The following is an 18,363-nucleotide window of genomic DNA, read 5'->3' on the forward strand; positions in this document are numbered from 1 at the left end:
AAGCGGCCAGTACAGACAACACATCTCGTGCATGCCTGCGCTGGCCGCTTCGCAGCACAAGGCTGCTCCTACAGGGGGGGCGTGACGCTCGCGATCTTAGAAGGTCATTTCCTTCACATCATCCGGCACGATCAGCTTGCCGGCGGTTTTCTCGATGATTTCCTCGATGCTCACCCCAGGCGCGGTCTCGCGCAGGATGAAGGCGCCGTTTTCGATTTCCAGGTAGGCCAGGTCGGTCAGCACCTTGCGGATGCAGCCAGCACCGGTCAATGGCAGGCTGCACTGCGGCAGCAGCTTGGACTCGCCGTCCTTGGACGCGTGGGTCATGGTGACAATGATGTTCTCGGCACCGGCCACCAGGTCCATGGCGCCGCCCATGCCCTTCACCAGCTTGCCCGGGATCATCCACGAAGCGATGTTGCCTTGCACATCCACTTCGAAAGCGCCGAGCACGGTCAGGTCGACGTGGCCGCCACGGATCATGGCGAACGACTGCGCCGAATCGAAGATCGAGGCACCGCGGCGGGCGGTGACGGTCTGCTTGCCGGCGTTGATCATGTCGGCATCGATGGTGCCTTCGGTGGGGAATTCGCCCATGCCGAGCAGGCCGTTTTCCGATTGCAGCATCACATCCATGTCGGCGGGTACGTAGTTGGCCACCAGGGTCGGAATGCCGATGCCCAGGTTTACGTAGTAGCCGTCCTTCAGTTCACGGGCGACGCGTTGCGCCATCTGTTCGCGGGTCAGTGCCATGGTCAGGATCTCTTTGTTGTTCTGGTGGATGGCGCTCAGGCCTTGACGGTGCGCTTTTCGATACGCTTTTCGAAGGTGCCGACGATGACGCGGTCCACGTAGATGCCCGGGGTGTGGATCTCGCTGGGCAGCAGCACGCCAGGTTCGACGATCTCTTCCACTTCGACCACGGTGATCTTGCCGGCGGTGGCCGCCAGCGGGTTGAAGTTTTGCGCGGTGTTGCGGTACACCACGTTGCCGTAGTGGTCGGCCTTCCAGCCCTTGACGATGGCGAAGTCGCCGGTGATGGATTCTTCGAGGATGTACTTGCGGCCGTTGAATTCGCGCACTTCCTTGCCGTCGGCAACCGGGGTGCCGTAGCCGGTGGCCGTGTAGAAGGCCGGGATGCCGGCGCCACCGGCGCGCATTTTCTCGGCGAGGGTGCCTTGCGGGGTCAGTTCCACTTCCAGCTCGCCGCTCAGCAGCTGGCGTTCGAACTCGGCGTTCTCGCCCACGTAGGAAGCGACCATCTTGCGGATCTGCCGGTCTTCCAGCAGCACGCCCAGGCCAAAGCCGTCGACACCGCAGTTGTTGGAGACCACGGTCAGGCCCTTGACGCCACGGCGCTTGATTTCGCTGATAAGGTTTTCAGGGATACCGCACAGGCCGAAACCACCAGCCAGTACCGTCATGTTGTCGGTCAGGCCTTCGAGGGCCTGTTCATAGGTTGCAACGCGCTTGTCCAGTCCGGCCATGCTGATCCGCCTTTTGTAGTTGTTGAACCGACGAGGCTGTCGGTGAGCGTGTGGGGACATCTTCACCGCAAGCGACTGATTTGTTAATTTTGTTTTCATCATCGATTGATAACTTTTGCAAAACAACCAACAGGCCTGTCATGAACGTCAAGCAACTGCGCGCCTTTGTCGCTGTGGCCAAATACCAGAGCTTCGCCCAGGCCGGTGAACACCTGCATGTCTCGCAACCGGCACTGAGCCTGACCATCAAGGCCCTGGAAGAAAACCTTGGCGGCGCCCTGCTCAGCCGCACCACGCGCAGCGTCAGCCTGACTGCCGAGGGCGAGGTGCTGCTGCCGCTGGCACGGCGCCTGCTGGCCGACTGGGACGACACCGAAGAAATGCTGCGCCAGCGTTTCACCCTGCAACTGGGCCGGGTTTCGGTGGCGGCCATGCCGGCCTTTGCCGGCAACCTGCTGCCCCACTCGCTGAAGGTATTTCGCCAGCGTTACCCGAAGGTCAACGTCACGGTGCACGATGTGATCAACGAACAGGTGCAGGAACTGGTGCGCCATCGCCGCGTCGAACTGGGCATCGGCTTCGAACCGGACAACAACGATGGCCTGGATTTCCACCCGTTGTACATGGACCGTTTCGTCGCCGTGGTGCCCGCCGATTCGCCCTTGGCGCAGCTGCCCCAGGTCAGCTGGGCACAATTGCTGGCCGAAGACTTCGTGGCCCTGCAACGCCCTTCGGCGGTGCGCCTGCTGATGGAGCAGAACGTGGCCGCCCGCCACGGCAAACTGGCGGTGGCTTTCGAGAGCCATCAGTTGTCTACCGTTGGGCGCATGGTCGCCAGTGGGCTGGGGGTCAGTGCCGTGCCGGCACTTTGCATCAATCAGATGCAGGAGCTTGGCGCCCGCTGCGTGCCCTTGGTCGAGCCCACGGTCGAGCGCCGCATCGGTGTGATTGCTCTTAGCGAACACAAGCTTTCCACGGCAGCGCAAGCGCTGCTCGAGGTACTGCTTTCCAATACCCGCATCCCGGAGGTGACATGCGTTACGTGAAACTGGCAGGTTCGAGCGTTCCGGCCATCGGCCAGGGCACCTGGTACATGGGTGAAGATCCGGCTCGCAAGGCGGCCGAGGTGGCGGCCCTGCAACAGGGTATCGAACTTGGGCTGAGCCTGATCGATACCGCCGAGATGTATGCCGAAGGTGGCGCGGAAGAAGTGGTTGGCCAGGCCATTGCCGGGCGCCGCGACCAGGTGTTCCTGGTCAGCAAGGTGTATCCGCACAATGCCAGCCTGCGCGCCATGGCCGCCGCCTGCGAGCGCAGCCTCACCCGCCTGGGCACCGACTGCATCGACCTGTACCTGCTGCACTGGCGCGGCCAGCATCCGTTGGAGGAAACCGTCGAAGCGTTCGAGCGCTTGCGCGAGCAAGGCAAGATCAAGCGCTGGGGTGTTTCCAATTTCGATGTCGACGACCTGCGCGAACTGCACAACCCCGATTGCGCCACCAACCAGGTGCTGTACAACCCGGCCCAGCGTGGCATCGAGTTCGACCTGTTGCCGTGGTGCGAAAAGCGTGCGCTGCCGACCATGGCCTACTGCCCGCTGGCCCAGGCCGGGCGCCTGCTGCAGCACCCGGTGCTGGCGGAAATCGCCGAGCGCCATGGGGCCACGGTGGCCCAGGTCAGCCTGGCGTGGGTGACACGCAATGACGGGGTGATAGCCATCCCCAAGGCCGTGACACCCGAGCATGTGCGGTTGAATGCCGCTGCGGGTGCGCTGACCCTGACCGGCGAAGACCTGCGGGCGATCGACCGGGCGTTGCCGGCACCGACGCGCAAGCAGCGGTTGGCGATGGTGTAGCGACTGACACGAAATCGTTTTTTGTGGGAGCGGGCGTGCCCGCGAACACCGGCAAAGCCGGTGCCATCCACCGCGGGGGCTGCTTCGCGGGCTTGCCCGCTCCCACAAGTACCCGCGCAAAGATGGGGCTTCAGTGAAAGTCCCGGCTGCGTACATCCAGCCCTTGCAACAGCGGGCTCACATCCTCCAGCCGCCGTGCTATCAGGTGGCGCACGCCATTCTCCTGCTCCAGCCGCCCGCTGACCTTGAGCAACTGCGCCCCCACCAGTGCCCGCCGCTGCCGTTCGGCAAGATCCCGCCACACCACCACATTGACCATGCCGTGCTCGTCCTCCAGGGTGACGAAGGTCACGCCGCTGGCGGTCTGTGGCCGCTGGCGGCCCACCACCAGCCCTGCCATGGCAATGTTGTCACCATGCCCGACATCTTGCAGCTCGCGCGAACTGCGACAGCCCAGGGCCCGCAGGCGTGAGCGCAACAAGGTCAGGGGATGCGGCCCAAGCGTGGTACCCAGGGTCTGGTAATCGGCCATCAGGTCCTCTGCCACACTGGGGACGGGCAGTTCGACGGTACGTTCCGGCAAGGCTTCGATATCGGCGAACAAAGGCAGCTGCGGCTGCACCGCCGCCACCTGCCAGCGCGCCTGGTGCCGGTCGCTGGCCAAGGCGCGCAACGCGCCGGCATCGGCCAGGTGGGCGCGGGCACGCGAATCGAGCCCGGCACGCAGGCACAGGTCTTCGACATCGCGCCATGGCCGCTGTGCCCTCGCCTGCTCCAGGCGCCTGGCATCGCCCTCGGCAAGGCCGCGTACCAGGCGCAAGCCCATGCGAATGGCCAGCACCTCTCCAGGCTCAGGCTCGAGCGTGCAGTCCCAGTCACTGTGGCACACATCGACCGGCCTGACCTCGATACCCTGGCGTCGGGCCTCTTGCAGCAACTGGTCGGGGCTGTAGAAACCCATGGGCCAGCTGTTGACCAGCGCGCAGGTGAAAATCGCCGGTTCATGGCACTTGAGCCAGCTGCTGGCGTAGCACAACAAGGCAAAACTGGCCGCGTGCGATTCCGGAAAGCCATAACTGCCAAAGCCCTTGATCTGCTCGAAGATGCGCTCGGCAAACGCCAGGTCATAACCATTGCGCAACATGCCCTGCACCAGCCGCTCGCGGTGCGGTTCCAGACCGCCGTGACGCTTCCAGGCGGCCATGCTGCGGCGCAACTGGTCGGCCTCGCCCGGGGTGTAGTCGGCCGCGACCATCGCCAGCTCCATCACCTGCTCCTGGAACAGCGGCACACCCAGGGTGCGCTCGAACACTGCCTTCAGTTGCGGCGAGGGATAGGTCACCGGTTCCTGCTTCAGGCGCCGGCGCAGGTAAGGGTGGACCATGTCGCCCTGGATCGGCCCGGGGCGGACGATGGCCACCTCGATGACCAGGTCGTAGAACTTTTCCGGCCGAAGCCGCGGCAACATGGCCATTTGCGCGCGCGACTCGATCTGGAATACGCCCATGGTCTCGGCACGGCTGATCATCGCGTAGGTAGCCGGGTCTTCGGCGGGGATGGAAGCCAGGGTCAGGTGCCGGCTACGGTGGCGTTGCAGCAGGTCGAAGCAACGGCGCAAGGCGCTGAGCATGCCCAGCGCCAGCACGTCGACCTTGAGCAGGCCGACCATGTCCAGGTCGTCCTTGTCCCACTGGATCACCGTGCGCTCCGGCATCGCGGCATTCTCCACCGGCACCAGTTCGTCCAAAGGTTGCTGCGAGATGACGAAGCCGCCCGGGTGCTGTGACAGGTGCCGAGGGAAGCCGATCAGTTCGCCGGCCAGCACCAGTACCCGGCGCAGCGAAGGGCTGCCCGCCTCGAAGCCGGCCTCGGCCAGGCGCTGGTCGTCGGGTATGCGATCGCTCCAGCGGCCACAGCATTTGGCCAGGGCGTCCACCTGGTCGGCGGGCAGCCCCAGCACCCGCGCCACATCCCGCACCGCACCGGCGGCATGGTAGGTGTTGACCACCGCAGTGAGCGCCGCCCGGTGTCGGCCGTAGCGGCGGAACACATACTGGATCACCTCCTCGCGCCGGTCGTGCTCGAAGTCCACGTCGATGTCCGGCGGCTCGTTGCGCTCGCGCGACAGGAAGCGCTCGAACAACAGGTGGTGTTGCATGGGGTCGAGCTCGGTGATGCCCAGCACGAAGCACACCACCGAGTTGGCAGCCGAGCCCCGCCCCTGGCACAGAATGCGCTGGCTGCGGGCGAAGGCGACGATGTCGTGCACAGTCAGGAAGTAGCTTTCGTAGCCCAGCTCCTCGATCAGCGCCAGCTCCTTGGCCAGCACATCCCGCACCTTGCTGCTCGGCCCGTTTGGCCAGCGCGACGGCAAACCCTGCTGGCACAATTCGCGCAACCAGCTCGCCGGGCTATGCCCCTGGGGCACCAGTTCGCGTGGGTACTGGTATTTCAATTCGCTCAGTTCGAACTGGCAGCGCGCAGCGATCGCCAGGGTCTCGGCCAGCAGGTCGGCGGGATAGAGTTCGCCCAGTTGCGCCTGGCTGCGCAGGTGCCGCTCGCCATTGGCAAACAGGAAGCGCCCGGCCTCGGCCACCAGGCAATGCTGGCGAATGGCGGTCATGCAATCTTGCAGGGCGCGGCGACCGCGCACGTGCATGTGCACGTCGCCACAGGCCACGGCGCGGATGCCGACCCTGGCCGCCAGGCCGCGCAAGCGTTCAAGGCGCAAGGTATCGTCACTGCCGCGGTGCAGGTGCACGGCCAGCCACAGGCGCTCACCGAACACGCCGTGCAGCCACTGCCCGGGGGTGGCATCGCCGCTGTCATCGGCTACCCATAATGCCAGCAGGCCCTGATGGTGCTGCTGCAGGTCATCGCGAAACAGTTGGTACTCGCCCTTCTGCGCCCGCCGCCGGGCCCGGGTGATCAGCGCGCACAGGTTCTGGTAGCCGGCCAGGTCCTGCACCAGCAGCACCAGCCTGGGGCCGTCCTGCAACTGCACTTCACTGCCCACGATCAGCCGCAGCTGGTGTTCCTTGGCCGCCTGCCAGGCACGGACGATGCCGGCCAGGGTGCATTCGTCGGTGATCGCCAGCGCCTGGTAGCCCTGTTCACGCGCGCGCCGGAACAGTTCGTCGGCGCTCGACGCGCCGCGCTGGAAGCTGAAGTTGGACAGGCAGTGCAGCTCGGCATAACCCGGGGTGTTCATGCGAACCAGCCCTGCAGCCACAACGGGCCGGCCTTGCCCAGGTCGCGGTAGGCCCAGCCGCGCAGGCCGTCGCGGGTTTCGATACGGTAATAGTCGCGGCGCACATCGCCGCCATCCCACCAGCCCGATTCGATGCGCTCGGCATGGCCTTGCAGGCGATAGCCGCCTTCGTCCAGCGCCATGGGGGCCGACAGCAGCCAGCCAGGGCGGCTGCCAGGAACGACCGGCATGCTGCCCTGGGCACCCTGCTCTACCGCTTGCCAGGCGCATTCGGGGCGATGATCGGCTGCCGCGCTCAGGCCCTTGACCGCCTCATCCCCCAGGCGGGCGCGTAGCCGTTCGCGCAATTGTTCCCAAGGTTGCGCCTGTTGCGCACGCGGGTCGAACAATGCCTGGTGTTGCGGCACGAAGGGTGGCAGGTCCTCGGCAACCAGCCGCAGGTTGCGCACCGGTGCGGGAATGCGTAGCGGCTCCAGGCGCCCGCGCGCCAGTTCGAACAGCATCGCGGCATCGCGTTCGGCGGCCAGCAGGCCTACCTTCAGCAAGGTATCCGGCCCTTCGGCATGCTCCAGGTGCAGGCAGAAACGCTGCACGCCACAGTCACGCCCGGCGAGGAACGCGGCAAGGTCGTTGAGCATGCGCCGCAGCGGAAACAGCAGGGCCTGGTGCGATTCGACGTCGAAGTTCAGCTCCAGCCGGGTCTCGAAACGGTCCGGGGGCTGGTAGAAGCCCAGCCCCAGGTTGCGCAGGCCGAGCAGCTGATCAAGGTGCAGCTGCACCTGGGCCGGAAAGCGCCTGGCCAGGCTGTCGCGGGGCAAGGCCAGCACCTGGCTCAACTGGCGCAGGCCCATGCGGGCAAAGGCCTCGGCAGCCTGCGCAGGCAGGCCGATACGCTCGATGGGCATGCCCAGCAGCGCCGCACGGGTGGCATCGGCATCCATCACGGCCAGGCCATCGTGAGCATTGGCGAGCATGCGCGCCGCCACCGGGTTGCTGGCCAGGACGATGCGTTGGCGCAAGCCCAGTTCCGCCAGCTCCTGGCGCAGGCGGGCCTCGAACAGCGGCCAGGGGCCGAACAGCTGCAGGCTGGAGCCCACCTCCAGCAACAGCGCCCGTGGGTAGTGCAGGCTGACCTGGGCACTGAAGCGGTAGGCCCAGGCTGCCAGCAACTGCTGCACCTGGTCGATGCGCTTGGGGTCGGCCTCGACGCAGCTGAAGCCATCGGCCAGCGCACGCGCCGCCGTCAGGGTTTGCCCGGCCCGCAGGCCGAGCGCCGCCGCCGCCGGGTTGACCGCCTGCAGCACACGTCGCTGGGTCGGCCCGCCAAGCAGCACCAGGGGGGTATCGGGGTCGTCACGCTCACGCAGGACCGTGTCCAGCGCCAGCTGCGGAAGCAGGATGCAGGCCCAGAGCATGTTGCATCAGCCCCGCCCCGGGCAGGCGATGGGCAGCGCCGGGGGCATGCCGCCACGGCTTTTCAGCACGCGCCATTGTGCCGGGCGGGTGTCGACGGCAATGCGCAGCGCTGCGGGCGAAGGGTTGTGCGCCGCCTGTTGCGGCCGGCAGGCGAAGGCCAGCGCCTGGCCGGTTTCGGCAGCCACCTGCAAGCGCCGCAGGGCGCGGTCATCGGCACGTTCCGGCCAGCACAGCACCGCCGCGCAACTGCCGGAGCGCAGGCACTGCTCGGCGGCCCACAGGGCATCGGCAGGTTCGGCGTCCACCTGTACCAGCCAGCGCAGGTCCACCCCCGCGGCCTGCCAGGCCGGGGCGTAAGGAATGAATGGCGGTGCCACCAGCACGATTCGGCTGGCTTCAGCGCTCAAGCGGGCCAGGGTCGGCCACAGCAGTTGCAATTCGCCGCAGCCGGGGCTGGCCAGCAACAGTTCGCTGAGCGCAGCCGCCGGCCAGCCACCTTCCGGCAGGCATTGGTCAAGGGCGACATGGCCCGTGGGCTGCAGGCCGAGCGGCCGCGCCTGGGCCTGCCGGCCGCGCCATACCCGGCGCTGGTCGAGCAACCTGTCGAGGTCGACCACCGCGCCCATCAGTCACGCCTCAGCAAGCCGCAGAACACGCCTTCGATGAAGAACTCCTGTTCAGGCCGCACATCGATGGGCGCATAGGCCGGGTTGCGTGGCAACAGCCGGTAATTGCCACCCTGGCGCTGCAGGCGCTTGATGGTCACCTCGCCGTCCAGGCGGGCGACCACGATCTGGCCATCGCGGGCGTCGGCCTGCTGGAGGATGCCGACCAGGTCGCCGTCGAAAATGCCGTCGTCGATCATCGAATCGCCACGCACCTTCAGAAGGTAGTCGGGGGTACGGCGGAACAGGCTGGGGTCGAGCAGCAGTTGCTCGTGAATGTCGAGGTCCGGGCCGATGGGGGCGCCTGCCGCCACCTGGCCCAGCACCGGCACTTCGAGGATTTCCGGGCGGCGCAGCCGTTCGGCCAGGCGTATGCCCCGCGCCTGGTTCGGCGTGACGTCGATGTAGCCGGCCTGGCACAGGGCGGTGATGTGCTTGCGCGCCACGCTGCGCGAGGCAAAACCGAAGCGCGTGGCGATATCGGCCAGGCTCGGCGGCTGGCCGTGGTCGGCGATGCGCTCACGGATGAACTCGAAGATGGCGCGGCGTTTTGGGGTAAGATTGTCCATGGAGCACATTTGTACTCTTTTCGGAGCACGCTGAACAGCCCCCTTCGTCGACGGCTTGGCGGCTGCGATCCGCGAAACTACCGCAATGATGCTGAAGGCTATATGGCTGGTCCCAAACCTGACTGCACATGGCGAATTGAATCAGCAGGGACACTGTGGGAGCCGCGCTTGCCGGCGATGGGGCGCGAAGCGGCCCCGGTTACAGATGCCCGCTGTGGGTCGGTAACAGCCAGTCGGAGCAGACCGTTCACGCCCCATCGCTGCGTCGTTACATAGACCAACGACCAAAATGCTGCTCCAGAAACTCAGTCACCAGCGAGGCGATCTGCAACTGGATCGCCCCCCGAGACCGGGCGTTATCGCCGTCCCGGCAAATGACACCATCCCCTGGAGCATCGTCTTCGAGCAACGCCATCGCGCCTGGTTTGCACGTCGACAAGAAGCTGAAATGGCTGGCGTCCTCGATCTCGACATAACGACTCGTCGCCGAAGGCAGACGCTTGGCAAGGTCAGCAGATTCCAGCTGCGCGGGAAGGTCTTCAGAAGGCGCGCCGGCCGCAATCACCAACGTCGGCACTGGCAAAGCCGCAAGGCTTTCATCGGTCAGGCCACGTGACAGGCCAAGATCCAGGGTAACGATGGCGGTAACACGACTGTCGCGCAAATCGCCACCCAGTCGAGCTTTCGATGCCGGGGCGCTGTCGGCATTGATCTGCTTGTAGACGCTGCAACTCGACAGCTGCGGATGGATGGAACAGTCCTGGGCAAAACGCTTGGGATCAAAGCGGGCGCCGGCAATTTCCAGCGCGGTCCAGCCGCCCAGTGAGTGGCCGACCACTGCAACTTGGCCCTTCGCCACCCGCCCGAACTGATCCGCCTGGGCCATGACCGCATTGATGGCCCGCTGCAAGTCAATGGGACGCCGCCACAACTGTGCCGCGGCTTCAGGGTTGCGATCGCGGGTAGTAGTGCCGGGGTGGTTGACCGCCGCCACGATGTAGCCTTGGTGAGCCAGTGCACTGGCCAGCCACGACTGGTTTCCCCAATTGCCGCGAAAGCCGTGGGAAAACACCACCAATGGATACGTGCCTGCAGTTGGAGGTGCATCGCGCACAGCGAGGTCACCGCTGAAAACCGGGGTATCAGCGATCAACTGTGGTGGCGCAGTGGTCGTACTCGGGTACCAGACGACCAGCTCCAGCGGACGGTCAGTTTGCCTGTCCGATAATGTCGAGGTCTTGAAGCCAATGGTCTTGTAGCCAGCGAATACAGGTATGTCCAGACAGATAAAAAGCAACAAGCCGAGCACTGTTTTCATTGTTTTTCTTCCTTGATAGGTCAGCGTCGATCAGATGCAAACCGGTACGCGGGAAACATATCAGCCCTCGCCGCGACCCACACAATCTTTCCGGCGATGCAGCGCTCCAATAGACCAGATAGTGGAAATATATTTTGCGCACTAAATATTATCGCGCAATATTCAGCCCAGACAGCAAGCAGTCGCTGATCCCACTACCCAAGCTAACGGAGCATGATCATGACCTTCATCAAAGCAATCGCCATCACCACCCTGACCTTCGGCAGCAGCGTCGGCGCCTTCGCCCAGACCGCCTCCCCGTACCAGTACGGCATGAACCTGGACATCGCCCAAGTGATCGCGGTGGAGGCCTCGGGCCACGCCACCGACCACGCCGACACCGCCACCCTCACCTACCGTGACAGCGACGGCAAGGTGCAGAAGATCAGCTACCTGCGCCCAGCCACCTCCGCCAACCAGAACTGATGACAAAGCTTCGAAAGCCGGAGCGTGCCAACGGCCGGTTTCTCGGGTTGGCTTTCCAGCCTTGGCAGTTGCTGACTCGACGCGCAGGCGTCAACCTCGCGTTCGAGCACAGCTCTGCCAAGGCTGCCGTACTCCAGTACACTCAGGAAGTCGCGTAGTTGACGTGACTCCAAAGGCAAAGAATCTCCCTTCTGGCCCGCCCATGATTTTGCACCTGGATACCCAATGCTGACTGCCCTGCTGTTCGACCTCGACGGAACCCTCACCGACACTGACACCTTGCATCTGCAGGCCTTTCGCCAACTGTTGCGCGAGCATGACGGCCGCGAGCTGAGCCAGGCGCAGTTCGATGCCCAGGTCAGCGGCCGCGCCAACGGCGAGCTGTTCGCCGAGCTGTTTGCCGGCGCCAGTGCCGAGCAGTGCCAGGTGCTGGCCGACCGCAAGGAGGCGCTGTTCCGCGACATGTCGCCGGCTCTTGAGCCGATGCCGGGCCTAGTGCGCCTGCTGGAACATGCCCAGGCTCGTGACATCGGCATGTGCGTGGTGACCAATGCACCGCGGCTGAACGCCGAGCACATGTTGAACGCCATGGGCCTGGGCCAGCGTTTCGCGCACGTGCTGGTGGCCGAGGAACTGGCACGGCCCAAGCCGGACCCGCTGCCTTACCTGACCGGGTTGCAGCGGCTGGGTGCCGAGGCCGGGCAGGCACTGGCCTTCGAGGATTCGCTGCCGGGGGTGGCGGCCGCGAGTGGCGCGGGGATCTTTACCGTGGGCGTGGCCACTACGCAGACGCCGGAGCGGTTGCTGGCGGCGGGGGCGAAGCTGGTTGTCCGTGACTTCAACGACCCAGCGTTGTGGACCTTGATCGGATCCATGCAATGAGCATACGGGGCCGCTTCGCGCCCCATCGCCGGCAAGCCAGCTCCCACCTCGACCGCATCGGCCTCAAGCCGTGCGCTGTCCCTGTGGGAGCTGGCTTGCCGGCGATGGGCTGCGAAGCGGCCCCAAAATTTCAAGGCAATATGCATGCCCCAGCCATTGTGCACACCCAGGTCAACCCATGCTGATCGACGAAGAACTGACCCTCAAGAAGCTGGAAACCTTCCTCGCCTTCATGCGCACTGGCAACCTCGGCCGCGCCGCCGCGGAGCTGGCCACCAGTGCCGTCAGCGTGCACCGCGCCATCCACTCGCTGGAAAGCGCACTGCGCTGCCCGCTGTTCAAGCACGAAGGCCGCCAGCTGATCCCGCTGGAAAGCGCCTACGTGCTGGAAAAGAAAGCCCGCCAGCTGATCCAGGACGCCGAGCAGATGGTCCGCCTTACCCGCGAGGCCGCCGGCTTCTACGCCGAGCGCTTCCGCCTGGGCGCGCTCTACTCGCTGACGGTGAAAACCGTGCCCAAGCTGGTCATGGGCCTCAAGCTGCGCCGCAGCGAACTCAACATCGACCTGACCCTGGGCTCCAACGTCGACCTGCTGCAGCGCCTGAAGAACCACGAGCTGGAGGCCATCCTCGTGTCGCTCGACGAAAGCGTCAGCGACCCGGCCTGCGAGCAGTTGCCGCTGTTCTCCGACGACATCTTCCTTGCCGTGCCCATCGATTCACCCTTCGCCGAGCAGGCCGAGGTGGACCTGGCCGACCTGGCCGACTCCACCTTCATCACCCTGACCCAGGGCTTTGCCACCCACCGCGATGGTGCCCGGGTGTTCCAGCAGGCTGGCTTCGAACCCAAGGTGGCCATGCAGGTGAACGATATCTTCACCCTGCTGAGCATGGTCAGCTCGGGCGTGGGCTTTGCCTTGCTGCCTGGGCGGATCGCAGCGGTGTACGAAAACCGGGTCAGGCTGATTGCCCTGAAGCCGCAATATCGCTTGCAGCAGCATATTGGCGTGGTGTTCCTCAAGGCGCGGGAGCGGGAGCCGAACCTGCTGGCGTTGCTGGCGGAGTGCCGGATGTACAGCCTGGAACGTTGAAGGGCTGCGGACACAGCTTCTTTTGTTGTTTGCTGCACTGGCCTCTTCGCGGGCTCGCCCGCTCCCACAGGGATGGTGCATTGCCTGAGACCTGCTCGGTACCTGTGGGAGCGGGCAAGCCCGCGAAGAGGCCAGTACAGGTCCCCGCTAAACCACCAAGGCCCGCTGCACCTCCCCCACCGTTGTAGCCAGGCTGTTCAGGTGCAGGTTCAACACCCGCTCCACCGGCGCCTGGTCCAGCGGCCAGTGCAAGGCAATGCTCCCGGCCAGGCGCCCTTCGGCATGCACCGGCAGGGCAATGGCGCGGATCAGGAACGGCAAGCGCACCGGGTACTCCCAGTGCCCTTCGGTGCGCTGGCCGAACCCCTTGTTCGCTTCCTCCTCGATGTCGCGCAGCACCGTCTCGTCGCCCACCCGCTCATGGGCCGCCAGGCGCTGCACTTCATCGACCGCCAACTCACCCAGGCATGCCCGCCCCATCGCCGAGTGGAACAGGCTGGCATGATGGCCGACGATCTGGCAGGTGTGCGGGTAACGCTTGCGCAATACCTGGGGCACAGCGCTTTCCATCACCTCCAGCCGCTCGCCGTCGAAACACGACAGGTCGGCCACCAGCCCGGTGCGCTCGCTCAATTCCAACAGCATGGGCGCGGCGTGTTCCACCAGGCGCCGCTTGAAACGCAGCTGGCGGTCACCGAACAGGCGCCGCGCGCACAGCCGGTAACGCCTGTCGCTGAGGCCGCGGTAAACCCAGCCTTGCTCCTGCAAGGTGGCGAGCATGCGCGATACCGTGGCCTTGGGCAGCGCCGTCAGGTAATGCAGTTCTTCCAGGCCCAGCGCCTGGTGTTCGCCAAGCAGGTCGACGATGGCCAGCGCCCGTTCCACCGAACGCACGCCGCCACTGTCTGCCGTGATGCCCATGAGTGTGACCTCCCTGTAACTGGATGGTCAGGATAGCCAGCAAGATCCGCGCCTGCCCAGCGGTTTCATGGCGCTTGCAGGCTCCGGGGTGGGCGCCGCGCTACCCAACGGGTGAGCTGTTCATGGGCATGGGCCAGCTGCAACACCGCATGGTCGGCCTGGGCCGGGCCGATGATCTGCAGGCCCATGGGCAACCCAGCAGCGTTGAAACCGACCGGTACGCTGATGCTCGGCAAGCCGGCCAGGGTCGGCCCAATCACCACTTCCATCCAGCGGTGATAGGTGTCCATCGCCCGCCCTCCGACCACCGTTGGCCACGGTTGCCGTGCATCGAATGGGAACACCTGGGCCGATGGCAACAGCAGGTAATCGTAACGCTCGAACAGCTTGCCCAGCACGCGGTACCAGTCGCTGCGGGCCACCGAAGCCTGGTACACCGCCGCCGCGCTCAGTTGCAGGCCACCCTCCACCTCCCACTGCGCCTCGGGCTTGAGCAGCGCGCGCTTGCCCGGGTCGGCATAGGCCGCAGCGAGGTTGCCGTGCACCAGGAAGTGGCGATGGGTCAGCCAGCACTGCCACAAACGCGCCATGTCGAACGCCGGCTGGCAGGCCTCGACCCGGCAGCCCAGTTCGGCGAAGTCTGCCAGGGCCGCTTCGCACAGGCTCAGTACCCCGTCATCCATCGCCAGGTAGCCGTCGTAGTCGCCCAGCCAGCCGACCCGCACACCGCGGAAATCGCGCTGCAACCCGGCGGCAAAATCGTGCCGGCCATCGCCCAGCGACAACGGCGCCCGCACATCGAAGCCCGCCTGGGTCGACAACAACCGCGCCACATCCACCACGCTGCGGCCCATCGGCCCCTCGGTGGCCAGCTGCTGCACGAACAGTTCCGGCGCCGGCCCGTGGGGTACGCGGCCCTGCGACGGGCGCAGGCCATACACGTTGTTGAACGCCGCCGGGTTGCGCAGCGAGCCCATCATGTCGCTGCCGTCGGCGACCGGCAGCAGGCGCATGGCCAGCGCCGCCGCCGCCCCACCGCTGCTGCCCCCGGCCACCTTGCCCGGGTCGTAGGCGTTGGTGGTGGTGCCGAACAGGGTGTTGTAGGTCTGCGAACCAAGGCCGAATTCCGGCACATTGCTCTTGCCCACGATCAGCGCACCACTGGCCCGCACCCGCGCCACACTGATCGCGTCCTGCTCGGGCACCTGCTCGGCGAACAGCGGCGAGCCCAACGTGGTGCGCAGCCCGGCAGTGGCGGCCAGGTCCTTGATCGCCTGGGGCATGCCATGCATCCAGCCGCGCGAATGGCCACGGCCCAGCTCGCGGTCACGCTCATCGGCCTCGGCCAGCAGTGCCTCGGCCGGGCGCAGCGACACCAGCGCATTGACCTGCGGGTTGAAGCGTTCGATATGCGCCAGATAAGCCTGCATCACCTCCCGGCACGATATCTGGCGGGCATGGATGGCCCGGGACAATGCCTCGGCATCGAGGGCAACGATGGGGTCGATGGCTAGCGGCATCACGGTTTCACTCCAAGGTTGAAAGCGGCAGGCTTGCCCGCGCGTGGGGCTTCTTTCAGGCAATAGGTGCCCAGCAGTGTCAGCAGGCAGGCGAACAGCACGTAGAACGACGGCGCCACCGGGGTACCGAGCACCTTGCTCAGCCAGGTGACGATCAACGGGGCGAAGCCGCCGAACACCATCACCGCCACGTTATAGGCCACCGACACACCGGTAGAACGCACCTCGACCGGGAACTGCTCGGCCAGGGCCGTGGGCGCCGGCCCGAAGAAGCCACCGATGGCGGTGCACAGCAGCAGTTGCATCACCAACAGGCGCTCCAGCGACGGCGCGGCAGCCACCCACACATACAACGGGTAGACCATGACGAAGAACGCCAGGGTGAAGGCCATCAGCACCGGGCGCCGCCCCAGCCGGTCAGACAACGCCCCGGACAGCGGGATCACCACGGTCATCAGCCCAACCGCAAGCATCTGCACCAGCAGCACCTGGTCCAGCGGCAGGCCGAGGTTCCTGTGGGCGAAGGTCGGCATGTTCACCAGCACCACGTAGAACGACACCGTCGCGCCACAGGCCAGGCCCATCGATACCAACAGGCTGCGCCGATGCTCACGCAGCACCTGCCACAGGCTGGGAGACTGGCCCTTGGCCTGGCGGCGCGCCTCGATGAATTCCTCGGGCTCTTCCATGTGCTTGCGAATCCACAGCCCCACCGGGCCGATCAGCAGGCCAAGCACGAACGGGATACGCCAGCCCCAGCTGTCCAGCGCCGCTGGCGTGCACAGGTGGGTGACCAAGGCCACCATCGCCGCCCCGGAGAACACCGCCAGGCACTGCCCCACCAGCTGCCACGAGCCATACAGGCCCTTGCGGTGGGCCGGCGCGCTCTCCACCAGAAAGGCCGTGGCGCTGGCGTACTCGCCGCCGGTGGCAAAACCCTGCAGCATGCGCGCCACCACGATCAGCATCGGCGCGGCCATGCCGATGGCCAGGTAGTCGGGGGCAAAGGCGATCATGGCAATGGACACGGTCATCAGCCGGATGATCATCTGCATCGCCGCCTTGCGGCCCTTGCGGTCGGAATACATGCCCAGCAGCACACCGCCCACCGGGCGCATGAAAAAGCCGACGCCGAAGGTGGCCAGGGCCATCAGCAGCGAGGCGTATTCGTCGTCGGAGGGGAAGAACTGCCGGGCGATGATGCTGGCCAGAAAGCCGTACACGATAAAGTCATACCACTCCAGGGCGTTGCCGATGACGGCGGCGACCACTTGCCGGGTACGCGACACGCCGGTGCTCGAAGTCTGCATAGGAAACACTCCACACAATGATTGGGTGATCGCCCAGGCGCGGTCGCGCCCGGGTTCCAGCGGCAGTCGTCAAAAGGACAGGTCAGGCGGGCGCGAGCCAGCGCTCTGCCAGCGCGCCCCAGTAGGCGGCACCGGTCAGCAGGATCTCGTCGTTGAAGTCGTAGGCCGGGTTGTGCACCATCGGCCGCGATACGCCATTGCCGATGAACAGGTAGGCGCCCGGGCAGCGTTGCAGCATCCAGGCGAAGTCTTCGCTGCCCATCAGCTTGCGGGTGTTGCCATCCACAGCCTCGGCACCGAGCAGTTCTACCCCCACCTGCCGGGCGAAGGCGTTTTCCGCGGCGTGGTTGACCAACACCGGGTAGGCCGGGCGGTGTTCGATGGTGGCGCGGCAGCCGAAGCTCTCGGCCTGGCTGACAATTATCGCCCGCACCCGCTCCAGGGTCTGCGCCCGCACCTCGGCGTTCAGCGCGCGCAGGCTCAGGCGCAGCAGTGCCTGCTGCGGGATCACGTTGGCCGCTTCGCCGGCCTGCAAGGCGCCGACGGTAACCACCGCCGCCTCCTGTGCATCGATATTGCGCGCCACCACGGTTTGCAGGGCCATCACCACACTGGCCGCCGCCACCAGCGGGTCGACGGTCAGGTGCGGCATCGAGCCATGGCCGCCAACCCCGTCGAGGGTCACCGTGAGCAGGTCTTGCGAGGCCATCATCGGCCCCTCGCGAAAGCCCAGGTGCCCGGCCGGCAGCCCGGGCATGTTGTGCATGCCGAACAGTGCATCGCAAGGGAAGCGCTCCAGCAGGCCGTCGGCAAGCATCGCCTCGGCGCCACCCTGGCCCTCCTCGGCCGGCTGGAAGATCAGCGTCAGCGTCCCGTCGAACTGCCGGGTCGCCGCCAGGTAGCGTGCGGCGCCAAGCAGCATGGTGGTATGCCCGTCATGGCCGCAGGCGTGCATGCAGCCCTGGTGCTGGCTGCTGTACGCGGCGCCGGTGGCCTCGTGGATGGGCAACGCGTCCATGTCGGCGCGCAGGCCCAGGCGGCGTGGGCTGCTGCCATTGCGCAGTACGCCGACCACGCCGGTCTTGCCGATACCGGTGTGCACTTCATAGCCCCATTCTTCGAGCAGACGGGCGACCAGCGCCGAAGTGCGGCTTTCTTCGAAACCCAGTTCCGGGTGAGCGTGGATATCGTGACGGATTGCGTGCAGGTCGCTGGCCACATCGTTCAGCCAGGCCAGGATGTGCTGATGTCGGGACATGTAGAGTCTCCTCGCGCGGGTGGTTTCCCGTTCTTGTTGTTCGCCTTGAGGTCACGACGGGTGAGGCAGGTCGTGCTTGGCTGACAGATAAGCGCGAGGAGCGATGAAGCACAATCGAATCTGGTTTCGCACGGTGGAACCGAAACGTGGCTTGCCGGGGAGGCAGTCACTTTGGCGGCCCTACCTGCTGGCCGTAACCATCTCATCCAGACGCACGAGAAGGCCGCCAGTGTTCCAGCTGAAGCGCCGCGCCACTTTTGAACCCCCAAGGCATGGGCAATCCCTGTAGGAGCGGGTTTACCCGCGAACACAGGCGAAGCCTGTGCCATCCACCACGGTACTTACCATTCAGCACGCACGCGTGAGCTCTACTCGATAAGCCGAATATCGCTTCAG

17 protein-coding genes are annotated in these 18,363 nt (G+C 65.7%); 6 read left to right on the plus strand and 11 right to left on the minus strand.

Annotated features, from left to right (window positions below; genetic code table 11):
- Window positions 1-96 precede the first annotated feature (96 nt).
- The gene (locus ACK56M_RS15290) at window positions 97-753 is read right to left on the minus strand and encodes a CoA transferase subunit B (RefSeq protein ID WP_015270420.1); all 657 of its coding nucleotides are present in this window, start codon (window positions 751-753) and stop codon (window positions 97-99) included.
- Window positions 754-788: 35 nt separating this feature from the next.
- Window positions 789-1,487 (minus strand): CoA transferase subunit A, encoded by a 699-nt coding sequence (locus tag ACK56M_RS15295; RefSeq protein WP_015270421.1) that lies wholly within the window; start codon window positions 1,485-1,487, stop codon window positions 789-791.
- A gap of 140 nt (window positions 1,488-1,627) precedes the next feature.
- On the opposite strand from ACK56M_RS15295, the gene ACK56M_RS15300 reads away from it, so the two are divergent.
- Together ACK56M_RS15300 and ACK56M_RS15305 are read left to right on the plus strand one after the other, a co-directional pair.
- On the plus strand, window positions 1,628-2,533 hold the full coding sequence (locus tag ACK56M_RS15300; RefSeq protein WP_013972722.1) for a LysR family transcriptional regulator: 906 nt from the start codon (window positions 1,628-1,630) through the stop codon (window positions 2,531-2,533).
- Window positions 2,521-3,342: an aldo/keto reductase gene (locus tag ACK56M_RS15305; RefSeq protein ID WP_015270422.1), complete on the plus strand. Its 822-nt coding sequence runs from the start codon at window positions 2,521-2,523 to the stop codon at window positions 3,340-3,342. Before ACK56M_RS15300 ends, ACK56M_RS15305 begins: the two co-directional genes overlap by 13 nt.
- 130 nt (window positions 3,343-3,472) lie before the next feature.
- Here the strand turns inward: ACK56M_RS15305 and ACK56M_RS15310 are convergent, their stop codons facing one another.
- The 5 genes from ACK56M_RS15310 to ACK56M_RS15330 form a co-directional block, all read right to left on the minus strand.
- Window positions 3,473-6,553: an error-prone DNA polymerase gene (locus tag ACK56M_RS15310; RefSeq protein ID WP_054573246.1), complete on the minus strand. Its 3,081-nt coding sequence runs from the start codon at window positions 6,551-6,553 to the stop codon at window positions 3,473-3,475.
- Window positions 6,550-7,968 carry a Y-family DNA polymerase gene (locus ACK56M_RS15315; protein WP_054573245.1) on the minus strand — a complete coding sequence of 473 codons (1,419 nt, stop codon included), beginning with the start codon at window positions 7,966-7,968 and terminating at the stop codon, window positions 6,550-6,552. The genes ACK56M_RS15310 and ACK56M_RS15315 overlap by 4 nt, the downstream gene beginning before the upstream one ends.
- 6 nt (window positions 7,969-7,974) lie before the next feature.
- Window positions 7,975-8,595: a translesion DNA synthesis-associated protein ImuA gene (gene imuA, locus ACK56M_RS15320; RefSeq protein WP_015270425.1), complete on the minus strand. Its 621-nt coding sequence runs from the start codon at window positions 8,593-8,595 to the stop codon at window positions 7,975-7,977.
- Window positions 8,595-9,212, minus strand: a complete 618-nt coding sequence (gene lexA, locus ACK56M_RS15325) for a transcriptional repressor LexA (protein ID WP_025339260.1) — start codon at window positions 9,210-9,212, stop codon at window positions 8,595-8,597. Before lexA ends, imuA begins: the two co-directional genes overlap by 1 nt.
- A 259-nt stretch (window positions 9,213-9,471) precedes the next feature.
- Window positions 9,472-10,521, minus strand: a complete 1,050-nt coding sequence (locus ACK56M_RS15330) for an alpha/beta hydrolase family protein (protein ID WP_054573244.1) — start codon at window positions 10,519-10,521, stop codon at window positions 9,472-9,474.
- Between the two features lie 219 nt (window positions 10,522-10,740).
- Between ACK56M_RS15330 and ACK56M_RS15335 the strand changes: the two genes are divergently transcribed.
- The 4 genes from ACK56M_RS15335 (at window position 10,741) to ACK56M_RS15350 (ending at window position 12,958) form a co-directional block, all read left to right on the plus strand.
- Window positions 10,741-10,986, plus strand: a complete 246-nt coding sequence (locus tag ACK56M_RS15335) for a DUF2790 domain-containing protein (protein ID WP_015270475.1) — start codon at window positions 10,741-10,743, stop codon at window positions 10,984-10,986.
- Window positions 10,986-11,144, plus strand: a complete 159-nt coding sequence (locus ACK56M_RS15340) for a hypothetical protein (RefSeq protein WP_160320196.1) — start codon at window positions 10,986-10,988, stop codon at window positions 11,142-11,144. The genes ACK56M_RS15335 and ACK56M_RS15340 overlap by 1 nt, the downstream gene beginning before the upstream one ends.
- Window positions 11,145-11,211: 67 nt before the next feature.
- The gene (locus ACK56M_RS15345; RefSeq protein ID WP_024087169.1) at window positions 11,212-11,868 is read left to right on the plus strand and encodes an HAD family hydrolase; all 657 of its coding nucleotides are present in this window, start codon (window positions 11,212-11,214) and stop codon (window positions 11,866-11,868) included.
- Between the two features lie 178 nt (window positions 11,869-12,046).
- On the plus strand, window positions 12,047-12,958 hold the full coding sequence (locus ACK56M_RS15350) for a LysR substrate-binding domain-containing protein (protein ID WP_003260483.1): 912 nt from the start codon (window positions 12,047-12,049) through the stop codon (window positions 12,956-12,958).
- A 147-nt stretch (window positions 12,959-13,105) separates the two neighbouring features.
- Here the strand turns inward: ACK56M_RS15350 and ACK56M_RS15355 are convergent, their stop codons facing one another.
- From ACK56M_RS15355 to ACK56M_RS15370, 4 genes are all read right to left on the minus strand, one after another.
- Entirely contained in the window at window positions 13,106-13,879 is a 774-nt protein-coding gene (locus tag ACK56M_RS15355; RefSeq protein ID WP_015270476.1) for an IclR family transcriptional regulator, read from the minus strand.
- Window positions 13,880-13,944: 65 nt separating this feature from the next.
- Window positions 13,945-15,399: an amidase gene (locus ACK56M_RS15360; protein ID WP_411959623.1), complete on the minus strand. Its 1,455-nt coding sequence runs from the start codon at window positions 15,397-15,399 to the stop codon at window positions 13,945-13,947.
- Window positions 15,399-16,709: a citrate-proton symporter gene (locus ACK56M_RS15365; protein WP_411958767.1), complete on the minus strand. Its 1,311-nt coding sequence runs from the start codon at window positions 16,707-16,709 to the stop codon at window positions 15,399-15,401. Before ACK56M_RS15365 ends, ACK56M_RS15360 begins: the two co-directional genes overlap by 1 nt.
- A gap of 82 nt (window positions 16,710-16,791) precedes the next feature.
- A complete protein-coding gene (locus tag ACK56M_RS15370; protein WP_015270479.1) occupies window positions 16,792-17,967 on the minus strand; it encodes a M20 aminoacylase family protein in 1,176 nt (391 codons plus the stop codon).
- Window positions 17,968-18,363: the final 396 nt, after the last annotated feature.

This window comes from Pseudomonas sp. s4 (genome assembly GCF_046764235.1).
In the GTDB taxonomy this organism is placed as follows: Bacteria; Pseudomonadota; Gammaproteobacteria; order Pseudomonadales; family Pseudomonadaceae; genus Aquipseudomonas; species Aquipseudomonas asiatica.

What these genes read in the sequence shown, in the direction of transcription:
- ACK56M_RS15340 (WP_160320196.1), top strand. Translation starts at nt 10,986, where the DNA reads ATGACAAAGCTTCGAAAGCCGGAGCGTGCCAACGGCCGGTTTCTCGGG.
- imuA (WP_015270425.1), bottom strand. Translation starts at nt 8,595, where the DNA reads ATGGGCGCGGTGGTCGACCTCGACAGGTTGCTCGACCAGCGCCGGGTA.
- ACK56M_RS15305 (WP_015270422.1), top strand. Translation starts at nt 2,521, where the DNA reads ATGCGTTACGTGAAACTGGCAGGTTCGAGCGTTCCGGCCATCGGCCAG.
- ACK56M_RS15345 (WP_024087169.1), top strand. Translation starts at nt 11,212, where the DNA reads ATGCTGACTGCCCTGCTGTTCGACCTCGACGGAACCCTCACCGACACT.
- ACK56M_RS15300 (WP_013972722.1), top strand. Translation starts at nt 1,628, where the DNA reads ATGAACGTCAAGCAACTGCGCGCCTTTGTCGCTGTGGCCAAATACCAG.
- ACK56M_RS15315 (WP_054573245.1), bottom strand. Translation starts at nt 7,968, where the DNA reads ATGCTCTGGGCCTGCATCCTGCTTCCGCAGCTGGCGCTGGACACGGTC.
- ACK56M_RS15310 (WP_054573246.1), bottom strand. Translation starts at nt 6,553, where the DNA reads ATGAACACCCCGGGTTATGCCGAGCTGCACTGCCTGTCCAACTTCAGC.
- ACK56M_RS15360 (WP_411959623.1), bottom strand. Translation starts at nt 15,399, where the DNA reads ATGCCGCTAGCCATCGACCCCATCGTTGCCCTCGATGCCGAGGCATTG.
- ACK56M_RS15355 (WP_015270476.1), bottom strand. Translation starts at nt 13,879, where the DNA reads ATGGGCATCACGGCAGACAGTGGCGGCGTGCGTTCGGTGGAACGGGCG.
- ACK56M_RS15350 (WP_003260483.1), top strand. Translation starts at nt 12,047, where the DNA reads ATGCTGATCGACGAAGAACTGACCCTCAAGAAGCTGGAAACCTTCCTC.
- ACK56M_RS15290 (WP_015270420.1), bottom strand. Translation starts at nt 753, where the DNA reads ATGGCACTGACCCGCGAACAGATGGCGCAACGCGTCGCCCGTGAACTG.
- lexA (WP_025339260.1), bottom strand. Translation starts at nt 9,212, where the DNA reads ATGTGCTCCATGGACAATCTTACCCCAAAACGCCGCGCCATCTTCGAG.
- ACK56M_RS15335 (WP_015270475.1), top strand. Translation starts at nt 10,741, where the DNA reads ATGACCTTCATCAAAGCAATCGCCATCACCACCCTGACCTTCGGCAGC.
- ACK56M_RS15330 (WP_054573244.1), bottom strand. Translation starts at nt 10,521, where the DNA reads ATGAAAACAGTGCTCGGCTTGTTGCTTTTTATCTGTCTGGACATACCT.
- ACK56M_RS15365 (WP_411958767.1), bottom strand. Translation starts at nt 16,709, where the DNA reads ATGCAGACTTCGAGCACCGGCGTGTCGCGTACCCGGCAAGTGGTCGCC.
- ACK56M_RS15370 (WP_015270479.1), bottom strand. Translation starts at nt 17,967, where the DNA reads ATGTCCCGACATCAGCACATCCTGGCCTGGCTGAACGATGTGGCCAGC.
- ACK56M_RS15295 (WP_015270421.1), bottom strand. Translation starts at nt 1,487, where the DNA reads ATGGCCGGACTGGACAAGCGCGTTGCAACCTATGAACAGGCCCTCGAA.